21 protein-coding genes are annotated in these 26954 nt (G+C 71.2%); 8 read left to right on the top strand and 13 right to left on the bottom strand.

All coding sequences use genetic code 11. From position 1 onward, the window contains the following. Nucleotides 1-245: 245 nt before the first annotated feature. The 7 genes from PP359_RS06035 to PP359_RS06065 form a co-directional block, all read right to left on the bottom strand. Nucleotides 246-740, bottom strand: a complete 495-nt coding sequence (locus tag PP359_RS06035) for a methylated-DNA--[protein]-cysteine S-methyltransferase (protein ID WP_499250109.1) — start codon at nt 738-740, stop codon at nt 246-248. Further along, nucleotides 737-2269 (bottom strand): DNA-3-methyladenine glycosylase 2 family protein, encoded by a 1533-nt coding sequence (locus PP359_RS06040; protein WP_499250110.1) that lies wholly within the window; start codon nt 2267-2269, stop codon nt 737-739. The genes PP359_RS06035 and PP359_RS06040 overlap by 4 nt, the downstream gene beginning before the upstream one ends. 101 nt (nt 2270-2370) lie before the next feature. Continuing rightward, nucleotides 2371-3786, bottom strand: a complete 1416-nt coding sequence (locus PP359_RS06045) for a mechanosensitive ion channel domain-containing protein (RefSeq protein WP_499250111.1) — start codon at nt 3784-3786, stop codon at nt 2371-2373. Then, the gene (locus tag PP359_RS06050; protein ID WP_112932497.1) at nt 3783-5921 is read right to left on the bottom strand and encodes an adenylate/guanylate cyclase domain-containing protein; all 2139 of its coding nucleotides are present in this window, start codon (nt 5919-5921) and stop codon (nt 3783-3785) included. Before PP359_RS06050 ends, PP359_RS06045 begins: the two co-directional genes overlap by 4 nt. Before the next feature lie 67 nt (nt 5922-5988). Next, complete coding sequence (purH, locus tag PP359_RS06055) at nt 5989-7599, bottom strand: bifunctional phosphoribosylaminoimidazolecarboxamide formyltransferase/IMP cyclohydrolase (RefSeq protein ID WP_294980489.1); 1611 nt, start codon at nt 7597-7599, stop codon at nt 5989-5991. Between the two features lie 33 nt (nt 7600-7632). Next, nucleotides 7633-8238 carry a phosphoribosylglycinamide formyltransferase gene (gene purN / locus PP359_RS06060; protein WP_036316345.1) on the bottom strand — a complete coding sequence of 202 codons (606 nt, stop codon included), beginning with the start codon at nt 8236-8238 and terminating at the stop codon, nt 7633-7635. Between the two features lie 4 nt (nt 8239-8242). Beyond that, nucleotides 8243-9499 carry a cell division protein PerM gene (locus PP359_RS06065; RefSeq protein ID WP_499250112.1) on the bottom strand — a complete coding sequence of 419 codons (1257 nt, stop codon included), beginning with the start codon at nt 9497-9499 and terminating at the stop codon, nt 8243-8245. Between the two features lie 95 nt (nt 9500-9594). On the opposite strand from PP359_RS06065, the gene PP359_RS06070 reads away from it, so the two are divergent. After that, the gene (locus PP359_RS06070; RefSeq protein WP_112932494.1) at nt 9595-11049 is read left to right on the top strand and encodes an NCS2 family permease; all 1455 of its coding nucleotides are present in this window, start codon (nt 9595-9597) and stop codon (nt 11047-11049) included. A gap of 153 nt (nt 11050-11202) precedes the next feature. Here PP359_RS06070 and sucD read toward each other — a convergent pair whose 3' ends face one another. Next, the gene (gene sucD, locus PP359_RS06075; protein ID WP_039414217.1) at nt 11203-12105 is read right to left on the bottom strand and encodes a succinate--CoA ligase subunit alpha; all 903 of its coding nucleotides are present in this window, start codon (nt 12103-12105) and stop codon (nt 11203-11205) included. A 26-nt stretch (nt 12106-12131) separates the two neighbouring features. Further along, a complete protein-coding gene (gene sucC / locus PP359_RS06080; RefSeq protein ID WP_036316339.1) occupies nt 12132-13298 on the bottom strand; it encodes an ADP-forming succinate--CoA ligase subunit beta in 1167 nt (388 codons plus the stop codon). 185 nt (nt 13299-13483) lie between these two features. On the opposite strand from sucC, the gene PP359_RS06085 reads away from it, so the two are divergent. Next, the gene (locus PP359_RS06085) at nt 13484-14158 is read left to right on the top strand and encodes a TetR/AcrR family transcriptional regulator (RefSeq protein WP_036316337.1); all 675 of its coding nucleotides are present in this window, start codon (nt 13484-13486) and stop codon (nt 14156-14158) included. A gap of 64 nt (nt 14159-14222) precedes the next feature. Here the strand turns inward: PP359_RS06085 and PP359_RS06090 are convergent, their stop codons facing one another. After that, a complete protein-coding gene (locus tag PP359_RS06090) occupies nt 14223-15950 on the bottom strand; it encodes an acyl-CoA dehydrogenase family protein (RefSeq protein ID WP_499250113.1) in 1728 nt (575 codons plus the stop codon). A 153-nt stretch (nt 15951-16103) separates the two neighbouring features. Between PP359_RS06090 and PP359_RS06095 the strand changes: the two genes are divergently transcribed. The 3 genes from PP359_RS06095 to PP359_RS06105 all read left to right on the top strand — a co-directional run bounded on the left by PP359_RS06095 (nt 16104) and on the right by PP359_RS06105 (nt 19937). Beyond that, the gene (locus PP359_RS06095; protein ID WP_499250114.1) at nt 16104-17150 is read left to right on the top strand and encodes an ATP-dependent DNA ligase; all 1047 of its coding nucleotides are present in this window, start codon (nt 16104-16106) and stop codon (nt 17148-17150) included. Between the two features lie 264 nt (nt 17151-17414). Beyond that, nucleotides 17415-18737 (top strand): threonine/serine exporter family protein, encoded by a 1323-nt coding sequence (locus PP359_RS06100; RefSeq protein ID WP_135948516.1) that lies wholly within the window; start codon nt 17415-17417, stop codon nt 18735-18737. Between the two features lie 36 nt (nt 18738-18773). After that, the gene (locus PP359_RS06105; protein ID WP_039414235.1) at nt 18774-19937 is read left to right on the top strand and encodes an AI-2E family transporter; all 1164 of its coding nucleotides are present in this window, start codon (nt 18774-18776) and stop codon (nt 19935-19937) included. A 9-nt stretch (nt 19938-19946) separates the two neighbouring features. Here the strand turns inward: PP359_RS06105 and PP359_RS06110 are convergent, their stop codons facing one another. Beyond that, a complete protein-coding gene (locus PP359_RS06110) occupies nt 19947-20615 on the bottom strand; it encodes a hypothetical protein (protein ID WP_294979366.1) in 669 nt (222 codons plus the stop codon). Between the two features lie 111 nt (nt 20616-20726). Here PP359_RS06110 and PP359_RS06115 point away from each other — a divergent pair, with 111 nt between their 5' ends. From PP359_RS06115 to PP359_RS06125, 3 genes are all read left to right on the top strand, one after another. Next, nucleotides 20727-21953 (top strand): HupE/UreJ family protein, encoded by a 1227-nt coding sequence (locus PP359_RS06115; protein ID WP_294979363.1) that lies wholly within the window; start codon nt 20727-20729, stop codon nt 21951-21953. A gap of 162 nt (nt 21954-22115) precedes the next feature. Then, complete coding sequence (locus PP359_RS06120; RefSeq protein ID WP_499250115.1) at nt 22116-24101, top strand: purple acid phosphatase family protein; 1986 nt, start codon at nt 22116-22118, stop codon at nt 24099-24101. 121 nt (nt 24102-24222) lie between these two features. Next, nucleotides 24223-25386 (top strand): hypothetical protein, encoded by a 1164-nt coding sequence (locus PP359_RS06125; protein WP_499250116.1) that lies wholly within the window; start codon nt 24223-24225, stop codon nt 25384-25386. Between the two features lie 23 nt (nt 25387-25409). Here PP359_RS06125 and PP359_RS06130 read toward each other — a convergent pair whose 3' ends face one another. Continuing rightward, nucleotides 25410-25754: a hypothetical protein gene (locus PP359_RS06130; RefSeq protein WP_499250117.1), complete on the bottom strand. Its 345-nt coding sequence runs from the start codon at nt 25752-25754 to the stop codon at nt 25410-25412. 115 nt (nt 25755-25869) lie between these two features. Continuing rightward, nucleotides 25870-26880, bottom strand: coding sequence for a non-homologous end-joining DNA ligase (ligD, locus tag PP359_RS06135; RefSeq protein WP_499250118.1), 1011 nt, complete (start codon nt 26878-26880; stop codon nt 25870-25872). Nucleotides 26881-26954 lie beyond the last annotated feature (74 nt).

A 26954-nucleotide genomic window follows, 5' to 3' on the forward strand; every position in this document is an offset into this window, starting at 1 on the left:
GCCGCCGAAGGAGGACGCGCGGCGCGTTATCCCCGACCGATTCGGGCGGCCTCGAACGCGGCCGGGGCGGCGTTCGACGGACGGAGGAAGGCGGGCTTCGTGATGACGATGGCCGTGGACATGGCTTCCTCCAAGGAGTCGGTGAACGGGGACTGCGACCCACGCGGTTTCTCACACGGGCGCGACAGCCCTCCAGCCTATGCCGCTGACTTCGCGCAGGGCAACGGTTTTTTCACCGTGGCGCGTCAGGCGCGCGCGACCGACTCCCGCGCGAGCAGGGCGCGCTTGACCTCGAGCCCCCAGGCGAATCCGCCGAGGGCGCCGCCGGTGCGCAGCACGCGATGGCACGGCACGAACAGCGCCGGGGCGTTTCGAGCGCAGATGGATGCCGCGGCCCGCACGGCCGCGGGCCGGCCCAGCGCCGTGGCGAACTCGGCGTACGTGAGGGGATGTCCCGCAGCGATGCGTCGCAGCGTCGCCCAGCCCTCGAGCTGCATCGCGGTGCCGGTCTGGGCGACGGCGACCGTGTCGATCGCCGTCAGGTCACCCGCGTAGTAGGCGTGCACGGCGGACGCGGCATCCGTCTCCCCCTCGCGGACGTCCGCGGGGGCGAGGGCGATCCGGCCGAGGATGGCGGCGGGGTCGGCGCTCCAGCCGCTCGCGAGCACGCGTCCGCGGTCATCGGTGAGCAGCGTGAAGGGGCCGTCGGCAGTGGGGATCGTCTGGATCGTCGCGGTCATCGGGGGCTCCGTTCGCGGGGTGCGGTGTGCCCGCGGGGCGCGCGGGACACGGTGGACGGCGCGGCGCGCCAGAGGTGAGCGGTGAGGTAGCTGCGCCACGGCGCGGTGCGGACGGCCCAGGCCTCGTACCCGCGCGGATCGGCGGGGATGCCGGCGGCTGCCGCTCCCGCGCGGACGGCGACGTCGCCGGGCAGCGTGATGTCGGGGTCGCCCAGCACGCGCATGCGCACGTAGTCGGCGGTCCAGGGGCCGATACCCGGCAGCGCCAGCAGGGCCGCGCGCTGCGCGAGACTGTCATCACCCGGCCCCAGGTCGAGCTCGCCGGAGGCGAGCGCCGCGGCCGCGCCGGTGACCGCACGGATGCGCGCGGCAGGGCCGCGCAGCACCTCGGCGCCGTGCGCGGCGATGGCGGCCATCGTGGGGAACAGGCGGTCCAGGCCGTCGTGCGACGCCACGCGCTCCCCCAGCGCGTCGGTCAGGGCGGTCAGGGCCGTACGTGCTGCGGCGACCGTGATCTGCTGACCGATCATCGCGCGGATGAGCATCTCGTGCGGGTCGGCGGCGCCGGGCACGCGGATGCCGCCGACCGCCGTGACCAGCGGCGCGAGGGCAGGGTGCGCCGACAACGCGGCATCCACCGCCGTCGGGTCGGCGTCGAGGTCGAACAGGCGCCGCGCCCGGCTGACGAGCACGGGGAGATCGCCGAGATGGGTCAGGCGCGCGTTCAGCCGCAGCTTCCCCGCCCCGTCGAGCCGGATCGCGAACCACACCGGACCACCGGGCAGACGCAGGACGCGGGCGAAGGAGTCGGCACCGGCATCTTCGACGCCCGCGACGGCGCGCGCACTCATCCAGGCGAACAACCCGGCGGCGTCGAAGGGCGCACGGTAGGGCAGGACGAGATCGATCGTCCCGGCGGCCGGGGCGCTCACCGCGCGCGCCGCCGCCGGCCGGCGGGCACGCAGCTCGCCCGGCGTGAGGCCGAACACCTCACGGACCGTGTCGTTGAACTGGCGGACGCTGGCGAATCCGGCCGAGAACGCGACGTCGGCGGCCGGCAGGTCGGTGGAGACGAGGAGCATCCGCGCGGTGTGCGCCCGCTGGGCACGGGCGAGGGCGAGGGGCCCCGCGCCGAGCTCGGCGGTGAGCAGACGCGTCAGATGGCGGGTGGAGTAGCCGAGGCGACGGGCGAGCCCGGGAACGCCTTCGCGCTCGACGATGCCGTCCGCGATGAGCCGCATCGCGCGCCCGGCGATGTCACCGCGCAGGTCCCACGCGGGAGAGCCGGGTGCGGCTTCGGGCAGGCACCGCTTGCAGGCGCGGTAGCCCGCCTCGTGCGCCGCGGCCGACGTGGGGTAGAAGGTGACGTTGGAAGGCTTCGGGGTGCGCGCGGGGCAGCTGGGTCGGCAGTAGATGCCGGTCGAACGGACGGCCGTGACGAACTGGCCGTCGAAGCGCACGTCGCGCGCGCCGATGGCGCGGTAGCGCTCGTCGAACGTCATCGCGGCGGGGGCGTCGACGTGTGGCATGTGTCCAGCCTGACACGGCTGCGCGGCGCACGCTCGCGGAATTCGGACACGGCAGCGCACGGCATCCGACCGTGCCCGTGGATGCCGCGGCGCCCTCGGGGTCAGTCGCGCGCGAGGGACGGAGAGGGGGTGTCGAGCACTCGCGCCGCTTGACCCCGTCGAAGTTCGAGGTCGGCGCCGAGCTCGGTCGCGAACACCGGATGGGCGCGGATGATCTGCGCGACCACGGCGACCGGAATCATGAGCACCGTCGAGGGCACCGCGGCCACGGCGGTGAGCAGCGACGGCTCACGCGTGACGGCGGCGCTTCCGACGAACTCGCCGTCACGCAGGTCGCCGCAGGCGACGTCGCCGCGCACCGTGGGCACGGAGAGGCGGGCCGCGCCGTCGACCAGGTAGCCGACCGCGGAGGGGACGACACCCGCGCGATCGAGGTACTCGCCGACCGCGTACTGCTCGACACGGCAGAGTTCCTGCGCGGTGGCGCGCAGCTCGCCGTCGAGATGGAGCGCCCGCGCCACCCGATCGAGCACGACCTCGCGCTGCTCACGATCGCCGGCGACGTCCGGCGCGATCTTGTCCAGAGACAGGCCTCGACGCCGCGCGGCGTACCAGAGGCGTCCGAGGAAGGCTGCCGTCGTCTCGCCCGACTGGCTGGGGGCGGCGACGGGGATGCCGACCTGATACGCGCCCGCACCACCGTACTCGACGCTGGAGGCGCACTCGGGAAGACGCATGGGCAGATCGTCGGCCACCTGGCGAAGGAGCGTCGCCACCTCGTGCGGCGGATCACTGGGCGCGAACACCACCGGCAGCGAGACGACGAACGGGCCCGCCGGCCGGCTGAGGTTTCTGAACGACGCGCCCGCCAGGGTCGCGTTGGGAATCACCTGCAGCCCTGAGCCGGTGTCGATGTGCACGGCACGCCAGTTGACCTCGACGATGCGTCCCTCGGCATCGCCCGTGTCGAGCCAGTCACCGAGCTTGAAGGGCTGCTCGAACAGCACCAGCAGGCCCGAGACGATGCCGCCGGCCGCGTTCTGCAGGGCGAGACCGATGATGATCGACGTCACACCGAGGGTGGCGACCAACCCCTCGATGTCGGCGTTCCAGACCACCTGGAACAGCACGGCGAGTCCCACCACGACCAGCAGCAACCGCACGATCTCCACGAAGATCGTGGGCACGCGCTCGCGCCACGTGCCCTCACGCGCCGTCGAGAACAAGGCGACGTTGACGCCGCTCAGCACCAGCAGGATGAGCAGGAACCCGAGCACCGTGCCGACGATGCGCACCCAGACGAGGTCCTGGTCCGACCGCGTCGCGAAGGCGAGCAGCACGACCAGTGCCGCAACGGGAACCACCGCGTTGCGCAGCAGCAGCAGAGGGCGGACGGCCGGGCTGCGGCGGCGGCGGAGCGCGCCGATGATCTCCGTGAGCACCACCAGGACGAGGGGAACGCCGATGGCGAGCGCCCCCACCCACCAGACCCACCCCTCTGCGAGCACCGACATCATGCGTCGATCCGCCAGACGGTGCTCGTGTGGCCGGAAGCGTCGACGGTGCCGACCTCGGTGAACTCCCAGAGCCCGTGCACCCGATCGTGCACGGCATCGCTCACGTAGACGCCCCCGGCATCCGCCGCCCGTCGCACGCGACTGGCCAGATCGACCGCGTCGCCCCACAGGTCGTAGGCGAGACTCGCGCGGGCGACCAGCCCGCTCGTGACCGCGCCCGTGTCCACGCCCGCGCGCAGATCCAACGCGGCGCCGGTGCGCTCGTTGAAGCGCTGCACGTGCGCGCGCATCCCCAGTGCGAAGTCGACGGCACGCCGGGCGTTGTCCACGCGTGGCACCGTGAGGCCGCAGCTGGCGAGGTATCCGCCGCGCAGGGTGCGCACCGACTCGACCCCGGCGCGCTCCGCCGCCTCGTCGAAGCCGCGCATGAGCTCGTTGAGCGCGAGGGTCTCCTGCTGTCCGTCGAGAGCGCGGCTGAAGTCGTCGAAGCCGAGCAGCTCGGCGTAGACGACGGCCACGTCCTCGTGCTGCTCCGCGATCGTCTGCTCGCCCTCGCGATAGCGGGCGGCGAGACTGTCGGGCATGAGCGTCCGCAGCAGCCGGTCGTTCTCGGCCCGCTGGCGGTCGATGAGATCCTGCTTGATCTGCAGGCCGGCGGCCATCTCGTTGAAATCACGCGACAGCTCGCCCATCTCGTCGGAGCCGCCCGCTGCGACGCGCACGCTGTAGTCGCCCCCGGCGATCCGCCGCACGGCCACGGCCAGCCGGCGGATCGGCCCGGTGAACGCCTGCGACAGCAGCAGCGAGAGCACGCTGATCGCGAGCACCAGCCCCAGGGTCGACAGCAGCAGCGTGCGGGTGAAATCGGTGATCGGCGCGAAAGCCTCCGACGTCTCCATGCGCGCGACCACGACCCAGTCCAGGCCCTCGATGTTGGCCGGGCCGTACGCCGTGATGCTCTCGCTGCCGATGTACTGGGACGAGGTCATCGTGCCGGACTGGCCGGCCAGCGCGCGGCGGACCGGCTCCTGGTCGACGTTCTGCAGAATCGCACTGTCGCCCACCGCCACGATCCGGTCGGCGTCCGCCGCCGTCGTGCCGTTGTCGATGACGCTCTGCGCGTAGGTGCCGGGGTCTTCGATGAGCTGCCGCGAGTTCGACCGCATGAGCCCGTCCGTGCCGGCGAGGTAGATCTCGCCGGTGTCGCCGAGACCCTGCGCCTGCCACTGCCCGTACCCGGTCGTCACATCGTTGATCCACGACACCGGCACCTGCAGCGCCATCGCCCCGGTGATGCCGCCCGCGTCGCCGATGGGCGACACGACCCACATGGTCGCCGCCCCTGCCGAGGGTGCCCAGGTCTCCATGTCGGTCGTCACGACGGTGTCGATCGAGTTGGTCGTCATCGCCGAGCGGAAGCCGTCGGCGAGCTTGCTGTCGCGGAAGGGACCGTCGTCGAGGTTGGTGCCGAGCGCCGGGGTGTTGTAGGCGCTGAAGACGACGTTGGCGTCGAGGTCCATGACGAGCACGTCCTGGTAGCCGACGGTCTCGACCAGGTTCGCGAAGTAGCCCTGGGCCGCAGCGTGAGCCGCGCTGTACGCGCTGCCATCACCCGGATCGGTCAGGGTGAGGGATGCCGGGCTGCCCCCGTTCTGCCGGGTGTACCAGTACTGCAGGTACGCGCCCGCCGCGCTGTCGGGCACGAACGCACGGTCGGCGTACCGTTCCCCGGTCTGCTTCTCGAGCTTCGGCAGGAACTCGTCGCGGTAGAACCCCTCCAGCGCGGAGTTCTGAGCGGGAGACAGCGTCGCGCCGGCGAGCGCGTCCCACCCCGCGTTCAAGGCGACCGAGGCCTCGCGTGCGCTGGAGTTGTCGGTGGCGAGCGAGGCTTCGCGCTGGATCTCGCCGACCAGCGCGGACACCTCGCCCGTGCGCAGCTCGCGCGCGGCGGTCAGTTTGTCGACGATCGCGTCGCGCAGCGACTCCTGTCCGCTGACGTAGCCGATCGTGCCGACCACACCCGCCGAGACGATGCCGACGGCCAAGAGCATCACGAGCAGCCGCGATTGGATGCTCAACCGCCAGCGCGGCCTCGTCTGGACGCTGCCCGCCGTGCCCTCATTCGCACCCGACATCCGCTTCCCTTCCCCAAGTGCGCTCACTCTATCGGGGCCGGTCGTCCGCCGGATGCCGCAGACCCTCTCAGTGGAAGAAGTGGCGCTCTCCGGTGAAGAACATCGTCACTCCGGCGGCGCGTGCCGCGTCGATGACCTCCTGATCGCGCACCGATCCTCCGGGCTGGACGATCGTGCGGATGCCGGCGTCGATCAACACCTGCGGACCGTCGGCGAAGGGGAAGAACGCGTCGGACGCGGCCACTGAACCGGCGGCGCGCTCGGCCGCGCGCTCGACGGCCAGGCGGCACGAGTCGACACGGTTGACCTGTCCCATGCCGATGCCGACGGTCGCAAGCCCCTGGGCGAGCACGATCGCGTTGGACTTGACGGCGCGGCAGGCCTTCCACGCGAAGATGAGGTTCTCCATCTCCTCGGGGCTGTCCGGACGCTCACCGGAGACGAGCTCCCAGTTCTTGGCGACCGACTCGATGTCGTCGGGGAAGCGGTCGGCGTCCTGCAGCAGCAGCCCGCCGGACAGCAGACGCACGTCCATCGGCTCCTGCCGCCAGTCGGCGGGAAGGCGGAGCACACGCAGGTTCTTCTTCAGGGCGAAGACTTCCAGCGCCTCCGGCTCGAAGTCGGGGGCGACGATGACCTCGGTGAAGATGTCGCGGAGGTTCTCCGCCATCTTCAAGGTGACCGTGCGGTTGGCCGCGATCACGCCGCCGAACGCCGAAACGGGGTCGCACTCGTGCGCGCGCAGGTGCGCCGAGGCGATGGGGTCGAGCGCGTTGGGCGCTGCGACCGCGATGCCGCACGGGTTGGCGTGCTTGATGATCGCCACCGCCGGCTTGACCATGTCGAAGGCTGCACGCAGGGCCGCGTCGGCGTCGACGTAGTTGTTGTACGACATCTCCTTGCCCTGGATCTGCTCGGCCTGCGCGATGCCGTGCGCGCCGGCGCGCGTGTAGATCGCGGCGCGCTGGTGCGAGTTCTCGCCGTAGCGCAGCGTGCTCAGCCGCTCGGCCTTGATCGTCAGGTGCTGGGGCAGATCGCCCTCCGCCTCGAGGGTCTCCTCCGCGAACCAGGTGGCGACGGCGCGGTCGTAGGCGGCCGTGTGCGCGAAGGCGCGGGCGGCGAGCTCGCGGCGCTGGGCCAGAGAGGTGCCCCCGGCACCGAGCGCCTCGATGATCGCGGGGTAGGACTCGGGCGAGACGGCGATTGCGACGTTCGCGAAGTTCTTGGCCGAGGCGCGCACCATGGCCGGCCCGCCGATGTCGATCTGTTCCACGACCGCGTCTCCCACCGCGCCGGAGGCCACGGTCTCGACGAACGGATAGAGGTTCACCACCACGAGCTCGAAGGGCAGGATGCCGAGGGCATCGAGCTGGGTCTCGTGGTCTTCGAGCCGGAGGTCGGCCAGCAGTCCCGCGTGCACGCTGGGATGCAGCGTCTTCACGCGCCCGCCCAGCGACTCCGGAAAGCCGGTGATCTCGGCGACGTCCTTGACGGCGAGGCCGGCGTCGCGCAACAGCGCCGCGGACCCGCCGGTCGACACGATCTCGACGCCCGCGGCATCCAGGGCCTGAGCGAGCGGCAGTAGGTCGGTCTTGTCGCTCACGGAGATGAGGGCCCGGCGCACGGGCACGAGGTCACGGGATCGGTAGAGGGCGGGATCGACGGCAGGACCGGCCATGCGGGGCTCCAGTGTTCGAGGTGGATCGGGTCTTCAGGACGCGGGTGCGTCGGAAGCGGCGGCGGACAGCTCGAGCTCTCCGGACGCCACCGCGCGCACGACATCGATGAGCAGGCGCCGTTCGACCGGCTTGATGCGCTCGTGCAGGCTCTGCTCGGTGTCGTCGGACAGCACGGCGACGCGCTCCTGGGCCAGGATCGGCCCGGAGTCCACACCGTTGTCGACGACGATGACACTCGCCCCGGTCTGGGTCGCACCGGCGGCGAGCGCGTCGCGAACGCCGTGCGCGCCGGGGAACTCGGGCAGATAGGCGGGGTGGGTGTTGATGATGCGGGGCGCCCAGGCGTCGACGACCGATGCCGGGAGCAGGCGCATGAGACCGCTCAGCACCACGAGGTCGGGATTCCACACCCGCAGCTGACGGTCGAGCTCCTCGCCCCACTGCTCGCGGGTCTCGAACTCGCGGAACGGCACGAGGAAGGTCGGGATGCCGAACGCTTCGGCATGGGCGAAGCCGTCTGCCTGGCGGTCCGCGCCGACGACGACGATGCGGGCAGGGAAATCGGGGTCGGCGGCGGCCTCGAGGAGGGCTCGGAGATTGGAGCCGGTGCCCGAGATGAGAACGGCGACCGTCAGCACCCGGTCAGTCTACCGGCGCAGCGGCGGGCTCTCTGGTGCGCGCCGGAGAGAACAGCGCGATCGCGGCGCCGACGGCCAGTTCGACGCCGACGCAGAACGCGAACGGACCGGGCGCCGGACCGACCGCGCCCAGGCGGCCCGGCCCGACCGCGCCCGACGCGCAGACCGCGAGCAGCGCCGCGGCCGCGGCGGCGAGCACGACGATCGCGCCGAAGACGACGAGGCGCACCGCCGTGGTCGACGTCGCCGCGGCATCCATCTCACCGGCGGACGCGAGGCGGGTGCGGGCGATCGCGCCGGCGAGGAAACCCACCGCGACGATCGCCAGTACGAGTGCGAACAGCCACGGTGAGGGGTTATCGGGGATGAGGCCGAGAGCGGGGATGCCGGGAAGGACCCCGAGAGTCGTGCCGGCCGGCGACACCGCGGTGCCGGCGCCGATCGCGAAACCCGGCCCGGCGGCGAAGGAAGCGCCCCAGGCGATGAGGGTCGGCAGGTACACCAGCTGTCCGAGGGAGAGCACGGCACCGCCGAGCACATCGACGTGCGCCGCCTCGAAGAGTGCGACGATCTGCCCGCCGCGCAGCACAGCGGCCGCCGCGACGACGAGCGCGCCGACGCCGACCAGGCCGGCGACGGCGGCGGCGATTCCCCGGGCGGCGGCAGAGACGGCGCCCACCCACGGGTGGCCGCGCCGAGGATCTGCGCCGTCGATCCGGTCGCGAAGAGCGTCGATGAGACCGCCGTCTCCGCTGCGCCACGCCTCGACGACGGCGCCCACCAGGGCGGGGAGCGCGAAGACCGCGGTGGGCAGCAGCAGAGCCTGCCACCCGTAGACGGCGGCGACGGGAGTGCGCGAGGTCGCCCAGAGCGCGGCGGCGATGAGCAGCGTCACGAGCGTGCCGGCCGCCACGCCCACGGCCCAGGCCCCGGAGCGGGCCGCGCGGGCGCCCGAACGTGCCGCGAACAGGGCCGTGAAGACGGCGAGTGCCAGCGGAGCCAGCGAGACGACGAACGACGCCGCCTGCGGCGCGATGCCGGCGGCGACGAGGTAGTCGTCCCCGAGCGTGATGTGCAGGGGGACGAACTGGCCGAGCTGCCAGATGCGCACGGCCGCGGGCCACAGCGCGGCCCAGTCGGCGGTGCCTCCCAGCGCCATCACCCAGAAGAGGGTGAGCGGCGCGAAGACCACGGCGACGCCGACGGCCGCCGCGATGAGGGCATCGACGGCGGCGAGGAGGAGGACGAGCAGGCGGTTCATGCGGGTTCGACCCTACCTACCCGGATGATGAGCGGGCGCGGGGCGCGCGGGGCGCCGACGCCGCGGCATCCACTACGGTTCTGGATGGAGGATCCATGCCCGCTACACCCACGTCCGCCACCCGTTCCGCCGACGCCCCGCTCGGGGCGCTCGACCGCTTCTTCGAGATCAGCCGTCGCGGCTCGACGATCGGGGGCGAGATCCGCGGCGGATTGGTCACCTTCGTCACGATGGCGTACATCGTGATCCTGAACCCGATCATCCTGTCGGGCAAGGCGGACATCGCCGGCAACGAGCTGGCGTTCTCCGCCGTGGGGGCGGCGACGGCGCTGACCGCCGGGGTCATGACGATCCTGTTCGGCCTGGTGACCCGGCTGCCGTTCGCCTTCGCGGCGGGACTCGGCATCAACGCGTTCCTCGCCTTCAGCGTCATCCACGAGGTCACCTGGCCCGAGGCGATGGCCCTGGTGATGATCAACGGCATCATCATCGTGCTGCTGGCGGCGACCGGGCTGCGCAAGCTCATCTTCGACGCCGTGCCGGTGCAGCTGAAGCTCGCCATCACCGTCGCGATCGGCCTCTTCATCGCCTTCATCGGGTTCGTCAACTCCGGCTTCGTGACCGCGACCGGATCGAACTCACCGCCGGTCGGCCTCGGCATCGGCGGCTCGGTCGCGTCGATCCCGACGCTCATGTTCGTCCTGACGCTGCTGGTGACCGGAGTGCTCGTCGCCCGCAAGGTGAAAGGCGGCATGCTGATCGGCCTCGTCGGCGGCACCGTCGTGTCGGTGATCGTGGAGGCCATCTGGCACCTCGGCTCGGCGACCGATCACCCGGGCGGATGGGGGCTCACGATCCCCGCGCTCACCGGCTCTCCGGTCAGCATCCCCGACCTGAGCCTGCTCGGCGCCGTCGACTTCGGCTTCGACATCGGCAAAGTCGGCATCGTCGCGCTGATCATGCTCGTGTTCACGCTCGTGTTCTCCAACTTCTTCGACGCGATGGGCACGATGACCGGCCTCGCGAAGGAGGCGGGTCTGGCCGACGAGAAGGGCGACTTCCCCCGCATCAAATCCGCCCTCGTGGTGGAGGGCGTCGGCGCCGTCGTGGGAGGCGCGACGTCCTCATCGTCGGCGACCGTGTTCATCGAATCGGGCTCCGGCATCGGTGAGGGCGCCCGCACGGGCCTGGCCAACATCGTGACCGGCGTGGTCTTCCTGCTCGCGATGTTCTTCACACCGCTCACCTCGATCGTTCCCACCGAAGTCGCCGCGGCGGCGCTCGTGATCGTCGGCGCCATGATGATGGCGCAGGTCAAGCACATCGACCTCAGCGACTTCAGCGTGCTGCTGCCGGTGTTCCTGACGGTGTCGGTCATGCCGATGACGTACTCGATCGCCAACGGCATCGGCGCCGGCTTCATCAGCTGGGTGGTCGTGCGTTCGCTCTCCGGCAAGGCGAGGGAGATCAGCCCGCTGCTGTGGGTGGTCGCCGCCGGCTTCCTCATCTACTTCGCCCGCGGCCCGATCGAGATGCTCCTGGGAGGCTGACCCCCTCCCCTCCCGCTCCCGCGAGCCGCTACGTTCCGCGCGAGCCGTCACGCCCGTTCGTGGCGGCTCGGTGGATTCGTAGCGGCTCGGCACGGGGCGGAGACAGAGAGAGGGGGTGGATGCCGCGGCATCCACCCCCTCTCTCGTCGGACGTCAGAGCGTCTCGATGATCTCCCGCATGAGAGCGGCGGTCTCGGACGGGGTCTTGCCGACCTTGACGCCGGCGGCCTCGAGGGCCTCCTTCTTGGCCTGTGCGGTGCCCGCCGAGCCGGAGACGATCGCGCCGGCGTGGCCCATCGTCTTGCCCTCGGGGGCGGTGAAGCCGGCCACGTAGCCGACGACCGGCTTGGTGACGTTCGCCTTGATGAACTCCGCCGCGCGCTCCTCGGCGTCGCCGCCGATCTCGCCGATCATGACGATCGCCTTGGTCTCGGGGTCGGCTTCGAAGGCGGCGAGCGCGTCGATGTGCGTCGTGCCGATGATGGGGTCGCCGCCGATGCCGATGGCCGTGGAGAAGCCGAGGTCGCGCAGCTCGAACATCATCTGGTACGTCAGGGTGCCCGACTTCGAGACGAGACCGATGGGGCCCTTGCCGGTGATGTTCGCGGGCGTGATGCCGACGAGCGCCTCTCCGGGCGTGATGATGCCGGGGCAGTTCGGACCGATGATGCGCGTCTTGTTGCCCTTGCTCTTCGCGTACGCCCACGCCTCGGCGGTGTCGCCGACGGGCACGCCCTCGGTGATGACGACCAGGAGCGGGATCTCGGTGTCGATGGCCTCGACCATCGCGTCCTTCGTGAACGCCGGCGGCACGAAGGCGATCGAGACGTCCGCGCCGGTCGCGGCGATGGCCTCGGCGACCGAGGCGAAGACCGGCAGCTCGACCGGGTTGCCGTCCTTGTCGACGTGAGAGACCGTCGTGCCGGCCTTGCGCGCGTTGACGCCGCCGACGACGTTGGTGCCCGCCTTCAGCATCAGCGCGGTGTGCTTGGTGCCCTCACCGCCGGTGATGCCCTGGACGATGACCTTGGAGTCCTTGTTGAGGTAGATAGACATTTCTCTGCAGTCCTGTTCTCGTCGGCTCAGGCGTTGGCCAGCTCGGCGGCCTTGTCGGCGCCCTCGTCCATACCGGCGGCGAGGGTCACGAGCGGATTGTTCGCGGCGGCGAGGATGGCGCGGCCCTCCTCGACCTGGTTGCCGTCGAGGCGGACGACCAGCGGCTTGGTGGCGGTGTCGCCCAGGATCTCGAGCGCCTTGACGATGCCCTCCGCCACGGCGACGCACGAGGTGATGCCGCCGAAGACGTTGACGAACACCGACTTCACCTGCGGGTCACCGAGGATGACGTCCAGGCCCGCCGCCATGACGGTGGCCGAGGCGCCGCCGCCGATGTCGAGGAAGTTGGCGGGCTTCACACCGCCGTGGTTCTCGCCGGCGTAGGCGACGACGTCGAGGGTCGACATGACCAGGCCCGCGCCGTTGCCGATGATGCCGACCTGGCCGTCGAGCTTGACGTAGTTCAGGCCCGACGCCTTCGCCTTCGCCTCGAGCGGGTCGGCCGCGTCCTTGTCCTCGAGCTCCTCGTGCTCGGGGTGGCGCACTTCGGTGGCGTTGTCGTCGAGCGACACCTTGCCGTCGAGGGCGATGATGCTGCCCGCGGCATCCAGGATGAGGGGGTTGACCTCGACGAGGGTCGCGCCCTCACCGGTGTAGACGTTGTAGAGCTTGACGAACACATCGGCGACCTTGGGGGCCAGCTCGTCGTCGAAGCCACCGGCCTTGGCGATCTCGAGCGCCTTGGCCGTGTCGATGCCGGTCAGCGGGTCGACCTCGACCTTGGCCAGCGCCTCGGGCTTCTCGACGGCGAGCTGCTCGATCTCCATGCCGCCCTCGACCGAGCACAGGCTCAGGTACGAACGGTTGGCGCGGTCCAGCAGCACCGAGAAGTAGAACTCCTTCTCGATCTGGGCGCCGCCGGCGATCATGACGCGCTTGACGACGTGGCCCTTGATGTCCAGGCCCAGGATGGCCTTCGCGGCCTCGTACGCGTCTTCGGGAGTCTTGGCGACCTTGACGCCGCCGGCCTTGCCGCGGCCCCCGGTCTTGACCTGAGCCTTGACGACCACGACGCCGCCGAGCTTCTCGGCCGCCGCCTTCGCCTCCTCAGGAGTGTCGGCGATGATGCCGGGGAGCACCGGCACCTCGTACTTCTCGAACAGGTCTCGTGCCTGGTACTCGTACAGATCCACGTGCAATCCTTCGCTGGGCGTCAGTGGGTGTCGTGCCGAAGGGTTCTCGGTATCGGAACAAAAGTGCCGAAACAATCTCGATATCGAGAGATCGACCGATCCCCCAGCTTAGTCGACCCTCCGTGCGGATCCGACCGCGCGCCGGCGAGGTGCCGTGCGCTCGGCGGGGCGTTAGGCTCACGGGCATGACCGACGCCGCACCCACCTCCGCCCGCAACGCCGTCGTCGCCGCTGCGCTGGATCTCTTCGCCGCTCAGGGCTTCGAAGCGACGTCGGTGGAGCAGATCGCGCAGGCGGCGGGAGTGTCGCGATCGACCTTCTTCCGTCAGTTCGGCGGTAAGGACGACGTCGTCTTCAGCGATCACGACGTGCTGCTCGCGCACCTGCGCCAGAAGCTGACGAGCGGCGATGGCCTGGGCCGAAACCCGTGGGCGGCGGCGTGTGCGGCCTCGGTCGACGTGTTCCGCCACTTCGCCGCCGAGCCCGAACTCGCCCGTCGACGCTACGCCGTGGTGCGCCAGGTCCCGGCGCTGCGCGACCGCGAGATCGTCACGGTCTTCCAGTACGAGCGGCTGTTCGACGACTACCTGCGCTCGGCCCTCCCGGGTCTCGATCCGATCGACGCCGTGGCGTTCTCTGCCGCCGTGACGGCGGTGCACAACCACGTGCTGCGCCGTCTGCTGCGGGGCACCGAGGACATCCCCGAGTCGGTGCTGACCGACGCCTACGACGAGCTCATGCACCGCTTCGGTGTGCACCCCGACGGCGAGCAGGCGCAGAACGACGATGTCGTCGTGGCGACCTTCCCCCGTCGGATGCCGATGGCCGAGGTCGTGCGGCGCCTGCGCGACGAGCTCTGAGCGCGCGGCGTTTTGACTCGCCGCGATCGCTCGACGCCCGGAGGGCGAAGCGCCGGGTGGCGGCTCAGACGGTCTCGCCGGAGGCCACCGTCTCGGCGAGCGCGTGCACGCGCGGCAGGTGGTGGGCTCCGTAGAAGTCGGCGGCCGTGAGACGCGCGGCATCCGCCTCGTGCGCACTCTCGTGCGCCGCGACGGCGACCACCGCGAGCGCGTGCATCCAGCCACCGGCCAGGACGCCGAGGAGCATGAGGTAGGGCACGCTCACGGCGTGGGCGTCGCGCGGCGAAGAGCCGAACGCGACCATCGCCGCGGTGGCGCGGCGGGCGGCGGCCAGGGCTCGCTCGAGACGGTCGGCGGTGCGCGCGGCGACCTCGCCGCCGGCGGAGCGCAGGGCCTCGACGGTGCGTTCGATGTCGGCGAAGAGCGCCTCGGCGGTGGCCCCCTGGTTGCGGATGACCTTGCGACCGATGAGGTCGTTGGACTGGATCGCGGTGGTGCCTTCGTAGATCGGCATGATGCGGGCGTCGCGATAGTGCTGAGCCGCACCGGTCTCCTCGATGAAGCCCATGCCCCCGTGCACCTGGATGGCGTCGCTCGTCAACGCCACGGCATCCTCCGTCGACCAGCCCTTCAGGATCGGCACGAAGAACTCGGCCATCGCGAGCACCGCGGCATCGTCGGTCTGCTCGGCACGGTCGAAGAGGTCGGCGACGTAGACGCCCAGCGCCCGCATCGCGTACACCTCGCTGCGCATCGACAGCAGCAGCCGGCGCACGTCGGGGTGCTCCGCGATCGGCGCGGTGCCCTCGCGGCCGAGGACGCGTCCCTGCACTCGATCGGCGGCATAGGCCGAGGCCTGCTGCAGGGCCCTGTCGGCGATTCCGGTCGCCTGGAACCCCATCGCGATGCGGGCGGAGTTCATCATCACGAACATCCCGGCCAGTCCCCCGCCGACCTCGCCGACGAGGTACCCGGTGGCGTCCTCGTAGGAGAGCACGCAGGTGGGGCTGCCGTGGATGCCGAGCTTGTGCTCGACCGCGACGGTCGTGACGGCGTTGCGCTCGCCGAGCGAGCCGTCGGCGTTGACGAGGTGTTTCGGAGCGACGAACAGCGACAGCCCCTTGGCTCCCTCGGGTGCACCGGGAGTGCGGGCGAGGACGAGGTGGACGATGTTCTCGGCGACGTCGTGGTCTCCCCACGTGATGAAGATCTTCTGACCGCGGATGGCGTAGGTGCCGTCGCCGCGGGGCGTGGCGATCGTGCGGATGGCGCCGAGGTCGGTGCCCGCCGCCGGTTCGGTGAGGTTCATCGTGCCCGTCCACTGGCCCGAGACCAGCTTCGTCAGGTAGGTCTCACGGATCTCATCGGATGCCGCGGCATCCAGCGCGTGGATCTGCCCCGCGGTGAGCAGCCAGCACAGCGCGAACGCGGCGTTCGAGGCGTTCCAGATCTCGCCGAGGCCGGCCCGAATCGCCCCGGGAAGTCCGTCGCCGCCGGCCGAGACCGGCGCTTCGGCGCTGATCCACCCCGCCTCCACGAACGCGGCGTACGCCTCGGCGAACCCGTCGGGCAGACGCACCTGGCCGTCGACGAGGCGAGCGCCCTCGCGATCGCCGATGCTCTGCAGCGGCGCGAGGACGGATGCCGCGAACTCACCGGCTCCGGCGATCACGTCGGCGCCGTCGGCGGCGGTGAGCTCGCCGCCGGTCGCCCGGGCGACGATGTCGAGACCGAACGCCTCGCCGAACAGGAAGGCGTAGTCGGCGGTGGGGGCCTGGTACTCAGCGGCCATGGGAACTCCTCGGATGCTCGCGGCGTCTCGGTGATCGATCCCGATGGAGATCGCGAATGAGACTGCGGACCATCATAAGTGATACTCAGTCTCATCGCGAGTCTACGGACGCCCCCCTGTCGCCCGCGCGCGCCCGCCGTCATGATGAGAGCCATGCCGTACGAGATCCCCGCACCGATGCTGGCGAAGGCCGTCAGCGCCGTTCCCGACCCGGTCCGCACTCCTGGGGGCCTCGCGTACGAGCCGAAATGGGACGGCTTTCGCGCCCTGCTGTCGTGGGACGGCACCGACGTCGAGATCGGCTCGCGCGGCGCGAAGCCGCTCACCCGCTACTTCCCCGAACTCGTCGCCGCGTGCACCGCCCTGCTGCCCGAGCCGTGCCTGCTCGACGGGGAGATCGTCGTGGCGCTCGCCGGATCCGACGGGCGTCGGCGGCTGTCATGGGAGGCGCTGTCACAGCGCATCCACCCCGCCGCCTCCCGCATCGCCCTGCTGAGCAGGGAGACGCCCGCGATGTTCATCGCCTTCGACCTCCTCGCCCGCGGCGAGCGCGATCTCCAGCAGGAGCCGTTCTCGACGCGCCGCGCAGAACTCGAAGACCTCCTGCGGACGGTCCCCGCCCCGGTGCACGTGACGCGCACGACGGGTGACCACGACCTGGCGACGCAGTGGCTCGCCCGCTTCGAAGGCGCCGGGCTGGACGGGGTGATCGCCAAACCGCTCGCCCTGCCCTACGCGCCCGGAAAGCGGACGATGTTCAAGACCAAACACGCCCGCACGGCCGACGTCGTGCTGCTCGGCTACCGCGTGCACAAGAGCGGCCACGGTGTCGGCTCGCTGCTGCTGGGGCTGTACGACGAAAACGGCGAACTCCGCAACGTCGGCGGGGCGTCGGCCTTCAGCGATGTGCGCAGACGTGAGCTCGTCGATGAGCTGGCATCTCTCGTCGTCACGGATGCCGACGGCACCGCGGTGACCGGGCAGACCGACCGTTCGCGCTTCTCGGCGACGAAGGACACCTCGTTCGTCCGGCTGCGGCCGGAGCGCGTGCTCGAGGTGCGCTACGACCAGCTCGAAGGCGCGCGCTTTCGCCACACGGTGCAGTTCGAGCGGTGGCGGCCCGACCGCGACCCACGCTCGTGCACCTTCGCCCAGCTGGAACAGGTGCGCGCGTACGACCTGGCGGAGGTCCTGGACTGAAACCGCGGCGCACGGATCCGGCCCGCGCAGCACCGCACGGGCCGGATCCGGCTCTCCCGCCCACGCTCGCATCGGCGCCGGGTCCCGGCGGCCGGACATGCGATCCGTTGGTGCGGATGGTGAGGGGCGCTCTCCCCTCCTCCGTGATGCCGAGCCTACGGGCGCGCGAAGGACCGCTGATCGGTCGGCGACCGTGAATATCGGCATCCGTTGTTCCGGCTCGCGATCCTCGCCCTGCGGCGGCGCCGGTGCGAGGATCGGACCATGGTCCCCGCCCCGCCCGACGAGCCGTCCGCTGCGCCGTCCGAGCCCTCGGAACCCACGGTGACGCAGGAGCTCGCACTCGAACCGGTGCAGTTCATCGCGCGTACCGACGCGGTGCTGCGGCTGGGCTCGCTCATGCTCGGCGCGGGCGCGTCGTCCGCGCGGGTACGCGACAGCATGGTGCGTGCCGCCGAGGCGGTCGGCATCGACGACGTGCACTGCCGGGTGGGCATGACCGACATCGTGCTCACGGCCGGGCGCGGTCAGATGTTTCGCACGCGCGTGGCGGAGGTTCCCCGTCCGACCGTCGACGCCGACCGCATGACGGCGCTCAAACGGCTGACGGCGCGTCTGCAACCGGGGACGACCCCGGTACAGCTGCAGGGGGCGCTGCGTGAGATCGAGCGCATGCCGCGGCGCTACTCGGATCTGACGCGCGTGCTCGCGGCGGCGCTGGCGTGTGCAGCCTTCGCGCTGCTGAACAACGGCGGGTGGCAGGAGTTCGTCGCCGTCGGGATCGCCGCCGCGGCCGGTCAGTGGGTGCGGATGCTCATCCATCGCCTCCGGACGAACGAGTTCCTGCTGGTGTTCGCCTCGGCGATGACGGCGCTGCTCGTCTACCTCGCCGCCGCGCAGGTGTTCGTCGCCTTCGGCGTGCCCGGCGGGCAGCACGACGCGGCACTGACCAGCGCCGTGCTCTACCTCGTTCCCGGCTTCCCGCTCGTGACCGGCGCCCTCGACCTCGCCCGCCTCGATCTGAACGCCGGCATCGCCCGGGTCACCTATGCCGTCCTGGTGCTGCTGGCGACGGGCACCGCCGTCTGGGGAGTCGCGACCGTCTTCGACGCGACCGTGACCCAGGTCGCCGCGCCCGAGTTCGCCGAGCCTCTCCTGTCGCTCGTCCGACTCGCCGCGGGCTTCGTCGGCGTGCTCGGCTTCGCCCTGCTGTTCGGCACGCCGTGGGCGATCGCGCTGACCGCATCGAGCCTGGGCGCCGTGGCGAACGTCGGGCGCCTGGCGCTCGTCGACGCCCACGTCAATCCCGCCGTCGCCGCCGCTGCCGCTGCCCTCGCCGTGGGCCTGGGCGCCTACCTGTTCGGCGATCGGCTGCGCGCCGCGCGCGTGACCCTGACCGTACCGGCCGTTCTCATCATGGTTCCGGGGGCGGCCGCGTACCGCTCGATCGCCGGTGTCATCGGCGGCGACACGGTGGCGGCGATCCAGAATGCGACGACCGCGCTGTTCGTCGTCGTGGCGCTCGCGATCGGCCTGACCGTGGCGCGCGTGCTCACCGAGCGGGAGTGGTCGCGTCCGGCCCGGTGACCGACGCGGAGGCGACGCGTCGTCTACGGTCGAGGCATGGGACTGTTCCGCGACCGCACCGTCCGCATCGACCAGCACGGCACGGACGGCGTCCACGTGCGCGCCGTGGGCAGACCGTGGAGCCTCTGGGCCGACGCCTTCGGCGCCCTCGCGATCCGGGCGGTGCAGATCATCGTCGTCGTGGCCCTCGCCGCGGGGATCATCTGGGGCATCCGCCAGCTGACCGTCGTGACGATCCCGCTCGTGATCGCGCTGATCCTGGCCTCGGCGTTCGCGCCGCTCATGGCCTGGCTGCGCGGGCGCGGCATCCCCTCCCTCGTGGCGACGCTGATCACCCTGTTCGCCATCGCCCTCGTGCTCACCGCGGTGGGCTGGCTGATCGTCTGGGCGGTGCGCGACCAGTGGGACGAGCTGGCGACGCAGGCACAGGGCGGTTTCACCGATCTGATGGCCTGGGCGGGCACCCTGCCCTTCCAGATCGATCACGCCCAGATCGACGAGTGGCTGAAAGCCCTCACCGATTTCGTGACGAGCGCGCAGTTCGGCAGCGGCGCTCTCGCCGGCGTCAGCGCCGTGGCCAACTTCATCACCGGCCTGGTGCTGATGATCGTGATGCTCTTCTTCTTCCTCAAGGACGGCCCGCAGATGTGGGCGTTCCTGCTGCGGCCGTTCCGCGGTGAGCCCTACGAGCGGGCCCTGCGCGTCGGCGACAAGACGGTGACGGTGCTCGGCTCGTACGTGCGCGGCACGGCGACCGTGGCCGCCGTGGATGCCGTCGGCATCCTGATCGGCCTGCTGATCCTGCAGGTGCCGCTGGCCCTGCCGCTGGCGGTGCTGGTGTTCCTGCTCGCGTTCATCCCGATCGTCGGGGCGACCCTCGCCGGCATCCTCGCCGCTCTGGTCGCCCTCGTGGCCAACGGGTGGGTCGTGGCCCTGCTCGTGGTGGGCGTGGTCGTGCTCGTCAACCAGCTCGAGGGCAACCTGCTGCAGCCGGTGCTCATGGGACGCTCCATGCAGCTGCACGCCTTCGTCATCCTCATCGCCCTGACCGCCGGCACCGTGCTGGGCGGCATCGTCGGGGCCGTGCTCGCCGTGCCGATCACCGCGGTCGCGTGGGGGATCGTTCAGGTGTGGGACGGACCGCACACCCCGGCGAGGTGGGCCCGCCCGCATCGCCGCGAGGCGATCGCCAGCGTCTGAGGGACGGCGTCAGGGAATCCAGACGACGACGCCGTTCTGCCCGCTGAGCAGCGCGGCGACCCCGGCGGCGACGGCGTTGCTGCAGCGCTCGGGCGTGAAGCTCGCCGGATCGTGGTGGGCGGCCTGACCGAGATCCTCACCGCGGAAGCCGGCACCGGCCCAGTCGACGGCCAGCACGTTCTGGGTCGGCTCGGCCAGTTCGCCGCCCAAGACGAGAAACGGTTGGTCGAGGTGGCTCGCGGTGACGATCGCGAGGGGGTCCACGAGGGCGTCACCCGCCGACATGACGACATCGGCGTGCATGTCGATGGCCTGCGTGATCGCGGGAATCGGATCGTTCCCGGCCCGTACCTCGCGCAGGTCGGCGCCCACCTCACGCGCCCACGTGCGCACCGCGTCGGTCATCGTGACGGTCGCTGCCTCGTCCCCCATCGTGAGCAGGACCACGCGCAGTCCCGCCGTCGGGCGCGCCCCGACCCACGATCCCGGACTCGGGGTCATCGTCGCCGCCGGGGCCAGGGGGGTCGGCGGAAGGAAGCCGGCATCGGCGGCCGCGATCAGGCTGGGCGCGGGGTGTGGCGCGGTCCAGTCGGCAGCGCATCCGGCGAGGGACGCCGCAGCGATCACCGCCGCGGACACCGCGACGGCCACGGTGAGACGGGAACGGGCGACACGCACTCCTCCAGCATCGCGTCGCGGGTCCGCGGCGGCGGTACGCGGCGACCGTCGTTCCTCGAAGATTGACGCGCGAGTCAATCCCCGTTCACCGACGACGCGCACGCTCACGCCGTGACCCTTCACCGTCGTTCCCTCCGCGCCGTGCTCCTGCTCGCCGTCGCGATCGCCGCCCTCTCCCCCTTGGCCTCGGCATCCGCCGCCCTCGCGCACGGCTTCAGCTCGGTCGTGTTCGCCGACCTCTCCCGCGACGAGCAGGGACGAACCGTCGCGACCCTGCAGCTGGAGTACGACCTCCTCGTGGTCTCGGCAGCCGACACGCAGCACGACGACGCGTTCTTCCGTTCGGGCACCGCCGCCTTCGACGCCCGGGACGACACCGCGATGGCGCAGGCGGTCACGGATCATCGCGACACGGTCTCCCGCTACCTCGACGAGCGGTTCACGATCCGCACCAGCGGCGGCGATGCCGCCGGCTGCACGCTCAGCCCACTGGATGCCGTATCGATGACGGTGCAGGAGGGTGTTCCCTACGTCGTCATCCCCCGCACCCTCACCTGCCCGGCCGGAGAGGCGCACATCGTGCGCAGCACCCTGTTCGCCGACGAGGAGGGCTACGTCACGGGAACCAAGACGATCCTGACCTACGACATCGACCTGCACTCGGGCTCCGCCGCGCTCGACGCCTCCGCGCCCGAGTTCTCCACGGCGCAGAGCACCTGGGACCGGTTCGTGGAGTTCTTCCGTCTGGGCGCGGAGCATCTCCTGACCGGCATCGACCACATCCTGTTCCTCCTCGCCCTCATCGCCGGCTCGCGAAAGCTCCGCGAGATCGTCCTCGCGGCGACCGTGTTCACGCTCGCTCATTCGGTGACCTTCATCCTGGCCGCCACGAAGCTGGTGAGCCTTCCGAGCATCATCATCGAGCCGGCGATCGCCCTGTCGATCTCGGTCGTCGCGGCCTGGTACCTGTTCCGGTTGTGGCGCAGGGGCGAGGCAGCCACGGAGCTGACCCGTGACTCCGGTCCGCTCGGCCTCGACCGGGCGGGCTGGCTGCGCCTGCTCGTCGTATTCTGCTTCGGCCTGATCCACGGCCTCGGCTTCGCCTCCGCCCTCGGGATCGACGAGCCCTGGTCGTGGACGCTGCTGTGGTCGCTGCTCGTGTTCAACCTCGGCATCGAGGCCGTGCAGATCGGCCTGATCGCGATCGTGTTCCCCGTCTTGGTGCTGCTGCGCCGCCGCGCGCCCCGGGTCGCGATGTGGGCCAGCGGCGCACTCGCCGTGGCGGTGACCCTCGCCGGCCTCATCTGGTTCGTCCAGCGCGTGTTCGGCTGGGACTGATCCGGCTCTGGGCGAACCCTCAGAGTTTCGCCGGGACGTCACCGCTTCTGGGCGGGATGTTCACCGCCTTGTCACCGCGAAGGCGGATCGTCCAGGTGACGCCCTCCGCGGCGCCTGCGACCGGCCTTCGCCGCGCATCCCTCCTTCACGAACGGACAGACCATGCCGCACTCCGCCGAACCGCGAGCGCCCCGCCCTGCGCGCCGGACGATCGCCTGGATCACCGCCGCCACGCTGTGCGCGACGGCTTTCGCGGGAGTCGTCGCGACTCCCGCTCTCGCCGACACGCCGACCACGCTCACCGGCGTGATCCTCGGCGTCGGCGCCGACGAGACCCAGCGCATCGTGAGCTGGTACTCCTCCGCCGACACCGCCCAGGTCGTCCAGGTCGCGCCCACCGCCTCGCTCGTGGGTGACGCCTTCCCGGCATCCGCCGTCACCTTCGCCGCCACGGGTACCGCCAACATCGCGACCAGCGGCGGCTACAACCGCCACGCGACGATCACCGGCCTGCAGGAGAACACGCAGTACTCCTACCGCGTCGGCGCCGAGGGCGCGTGGTCGACGACCACCACGTTCCAGACGCACTCCTTCGAGGGCGACTTCGACTTCCTGTTCTACGGCGACCCGCAGATCGGTTCGTCGGGCGACGTCGCGAAGGACACCGCCGGCTGGGTGGACACCGTCAACGTCTCGCTGCAGTCCAACCCGAACGCCGAGCTGCTCGTGTCGGGCGGCGACCAGGTCGACAAGGCCAACACCGAGGCGCAGTGGGACGGCTTCCTCGCGCCCGCGCAGCTGCGCAGCTACCCGTGGGTCGCGACGATCGGCAACCACGACGTGGGCGGCAAGGCCTACGAGCAGCACTTCTTCACGCCCAACACCGACCGCTCCGGTCAGTACTACGTCAACGGCGACCCGACGTCCAACTCGTCGGGCGGCGACTACTGGTTCATCCACAAGGACGTGCTGTTCATCGACCTCAACTCGAACAGCTACAAGACCTCCACGGGAGGCGGCGGCGACGCGGCGCACATCCAGTACGTGACCGACGTCATCAACGCGCACGGCGCCCAGGCCAAGTACACGGTGCTCGTCTACCACCACGCCATCTACTCCCCCGCCGACCACGCGCAGGATGAGGACAACAAGACGCGTCGCGTCGACTTCCCGACCACGTTCTCCAAGCTCGGCGTCGACCTCGTGCTCCAGGGCCACGACCACAGCTACTCGCGCTCGTACGAGATCAAGAACGGCGAGAAGGCCAAGGCCGACGAGAAGCCCGGCCAGAACGAGGTCTTCGAAGGCCCCGGGGGCGTCGTCTACGTCACGGCGAACTCGGCATCCGGCTCGAAGTATTACGACCTCACCACGCCCGTCCCCGGCGACGCCACCTCTGGCCGGGGCAACGGCGCCGACCCGCTGAACCCGTCGAACTACTGGTACAACTCGGTGCAGAACCAGGAGCACGTGCGCACCTTCGTCAAGGTGCAGGTGCAGAAGGACGCTCTCGTCGTGCAGAACGTGCGCTCCGGCACGTGCGACGCGCCGAACGCCGCCGTCGAGCTGCGCAAGGTCGTGTGGTGCGGCCCCGCCAACGGCACCCAGGCCGCTCTGCCGGTCGGATCGGTACAGGACGAGGTGACCATCCACCCCAACCACGGCGACGGCCAGGACATCCAGGTCGACGTGCCCGACGCCGCTCCCGGTGAGTTCGGCTGGACCATCAACGGCCACAACGGCCTCGTCGACCTCGGCACGGCCACCGAGAAGAACAACAGCTACTTCGAGGCGACCGGTCAGATCAACCCGATCACGGTGACCGACACCCGCCGCGCCGTGGCCCCCTGGTCGATCGCAGCGAAGGTCGGCGACTTCACCGACGGCAGCAAGTCGTTCTCCGGAAAGTACCTCGGCTGGACCCCAAAGATCGTCGCCGCCGGCGGCGGCGCGGTCGCGGGTGCGCCGGTCGGCTCGGGCTACGACGGCGGCACCGGCCTGTCCGACTCGCGGGCGCTGGGCTCGGCGGCCCAGGGCCACGACCGCGGCACCGCCGTGCTCGGCTCCGACCTGGATCTGAAGATCCCGGTCGAGGTCGACAAGGGCAGCTACCGCGGCACCCTCACCCTCACCGCGATCAGCAACTGATGATCACCGACAACTGAACAGCTCGTCCCGCGACCCGGGACGCGTCGACCCACCCGGTCGGCGCGTCCCGGGACGCACCCCTTTCGCGCCTCACCCGTCTCCCGTCCTCCGAAGGAATCCGATGCTCCGTTCTCTCCGACTCCGTCGCGGCTCCGCGCTGACCGCCGTGGCCCTCGCCGCGGTGGCGCTGCTGTGGCCCCTCGCGCTTCCCGCGGCATCCGCCCGCGCCGCCGCCGACGACGCCGGAAGCGCGGACGACGTGACGTGGTCGGTGCGCACGGAGTCGAACGGATTCGGCGCGGAGCGCACGTCCTACACGTATGCGGTGGACCCGGGTCAGAGCGTCAGCGATGCCCTCGTGATCGCCAACCACGGCGCCGCCGCGCTGCAGCTGGCGGTGTACGCCGCCGACGGCTACACCGGAGCGGGCGGGCAGCTCGACCTGCTGACGCCCGCGGAGAGCTCCACCGGCATCGGCGCCTGGACGCGTGCGGCGGCGGCCACCGTCACCGTCGCGCCGAACGAGTCCACGACGGTGCCCTTCGTGGTGTCCGTTCCCACGACGGCGACCCCCGGCGACTACGTCGGGGGCATCGTGACCTCGCTGGGCTCCTCGGCCGACCAGGGCATCTCGGTCGACCGCCGCCTCGGCATCCGCATCGCCCTGCGCGTCTCGGGCGCACTCGCCCCCTCGCTCGCGATCGAGAACCCGCAGGTGACCTGGGGTGGCACGTGGTCGCTCGGCACGGGCGCCGCCACGCTCAGCTACACGCTGCACAACACCGGCAACACGACGATGGGCGCGCAGCAGAGCGCGACGATCGCAGGGCCCTTCGGCTGGTTCCCCACCGATGCCGGCGACGTCGCCCCCGAGGTGCAGATCCTTCCCGGTGAGACGCGCGACGTGCAGATCACGGTGCCCGGCGTCGCCGGCATGCTCGCCCTGATCGGCTCGGCGACGATCACCCCCATCGTGGTCGATGCGTCGGGATCCACCACGGGGCTCACCCCGGTCACGACGCAGGCGATCGGCTTCGCCGTGCCGTGGCTGCTGCTGATCATCGCGATGATCGCGATCGCGCTCGTCGCGGCCGCGCTGTGGTGGCGGCGTCGCGCGGGCGCGGTGCGCCGCCGGCGTGAGGACGAGCGGGTCGCCCGCGCCGTCGCCGACGCCCTCGCGAGCGCCCAGCCGCCCCCCGCACCCGACGACACGGCCGGCGACGTGGTCGTCGGCGCGACGCCGAGCACGACCACGCTGCGCACGGTCTCCGACGAGCGCGCCTGAGGCGGGAGCGCGTCGTACGCGCTTCAGTCGCGCGCGGCGCGGCGGCGAAGAAGAGCGCCGCCGCCGATCAGCGCGGCAGCGGCGGCGGCGAACACGAGCGCTCCGGCGAGCTGGTCGCCCGTCGGCGCGAGCCGGCCATCGGGCGCACGCCCGTCGACGGCGCCGTCGTCCGGGCCGCCCGCAACGGTGGAGGGGGTGGGCGCAGGCGTCGCAGGCCCGCGCTCATGCGGCGGAACGACGACGGCGATCACCATCTGCGCGTTCGACGGCGACGTGCCCGACGAGTCGTCGTCCGCGCGCGCGATGTCGATAGGGCCGAGGCCTGCGGCAACGACGAGGCACGCACCGACGACGACGCGTGCGATCATCCTCGTTCGCATGCCGGCGCTCTCCTGTCCCGCCACCCGAACGGCGATCACGGGTGACGCTAGCCGTCGCCGGTGACGGAGGGGATGCCGCCGAGCGACCGGTCGGTGAACCCGATCAGTCCTTCTTTGCGCGACTGGGCTGGACGCGCGGCGGCTCGCCCGGCATCTTGGGAAACTCGGGGGGAAATGGCAGCTCGCCCAGACCCGCTTCGAGGTCGCGCTGCCACCACTCGAGCAGCAGATCGATGCGTCCGGGGTTCTCCTGCAGTCCCTCCCAGGGATCCCCGACCGCCGCGAGCCGCTGCGGCACGGTCCGCACGGTGAACGCGGCCGGATCCACGCCTTCGGCCAGCTCCGCCCAGGTGATGGGCGTCGCGACCGTCGCCGACGGCAGAGCGCGCGGGCTGTAGGCGCCGGCCATCGTGCGATCGCGGTTGGCCTGGTTGAAGTCGACGAAGATGCGCCGACCGCGCTCCTCCTTCCACCACTCGACCGTCACGGCATCCGGCAGCCGTCGTGCGAGCTCTCGCCCCGCCGCGATCACGGCATGGCGGACGTCGAGGAACTCGTGCGTCGGCTCGATGGGGCAGAACACGTGGATGCCGCGATTGCCGCTGGTCTTCAGCCACGGTTCGAGCCCGGCCTCGCGTAACACGTCGCGCAGCACCGGAGCGACGGCGGCGGCATCCGCGAAATCGGTGCCGGGCTGCGGGTCGAGGTCGATGCGCAGTTCGACGGGATTGTCGGTGTCGGCGGCGAGCGAGGCCCACGGGTGGAACACGACGGTGTTCATCTGCACTGCCCAGACGATGGCCGCGGCCTCGTCGAGCACCACCTGAGGGTGACGGCGCCCGCTGTTGTAGGTGCACATCACCTCATGGACGTAGTCGGGGGCACCGCGTGGCGGGTTCTTGGAGAAGAAGCGCTCGCCGTCGACGGTGTCGGGGAAGCGCTCGAGCGAGACGGGGCGGTGGCCGTTGGCCCGCAGGAACGGCTCGGACACGGCGATCACGTACTCGGCGAGCTCCTGCTTCGTGATGCCGAGCTCCGGCCAGATCACGCGGTGCGGGCTGGAGAGCGAGACGTCCCGCCCGTCGACGTCGAGGGTGATGCGCTCCGAGGCCATGCCCCGACCCTACGGGCCGGGCGCCGGTCGCGACAGGGGGCGATCCCGCGCTCGCGCGGGTCGCTACAGATTCC

It is taken from the genome of Sphingomonas sp. BLCC-B65 (assembly GCF_028550675.1).
Classification (GTDB): domain Bacteria; phylum Actinomycetota; class Actinomycetes; order Actinomycetales; family Microbacteriaceae; genus Microbacterium.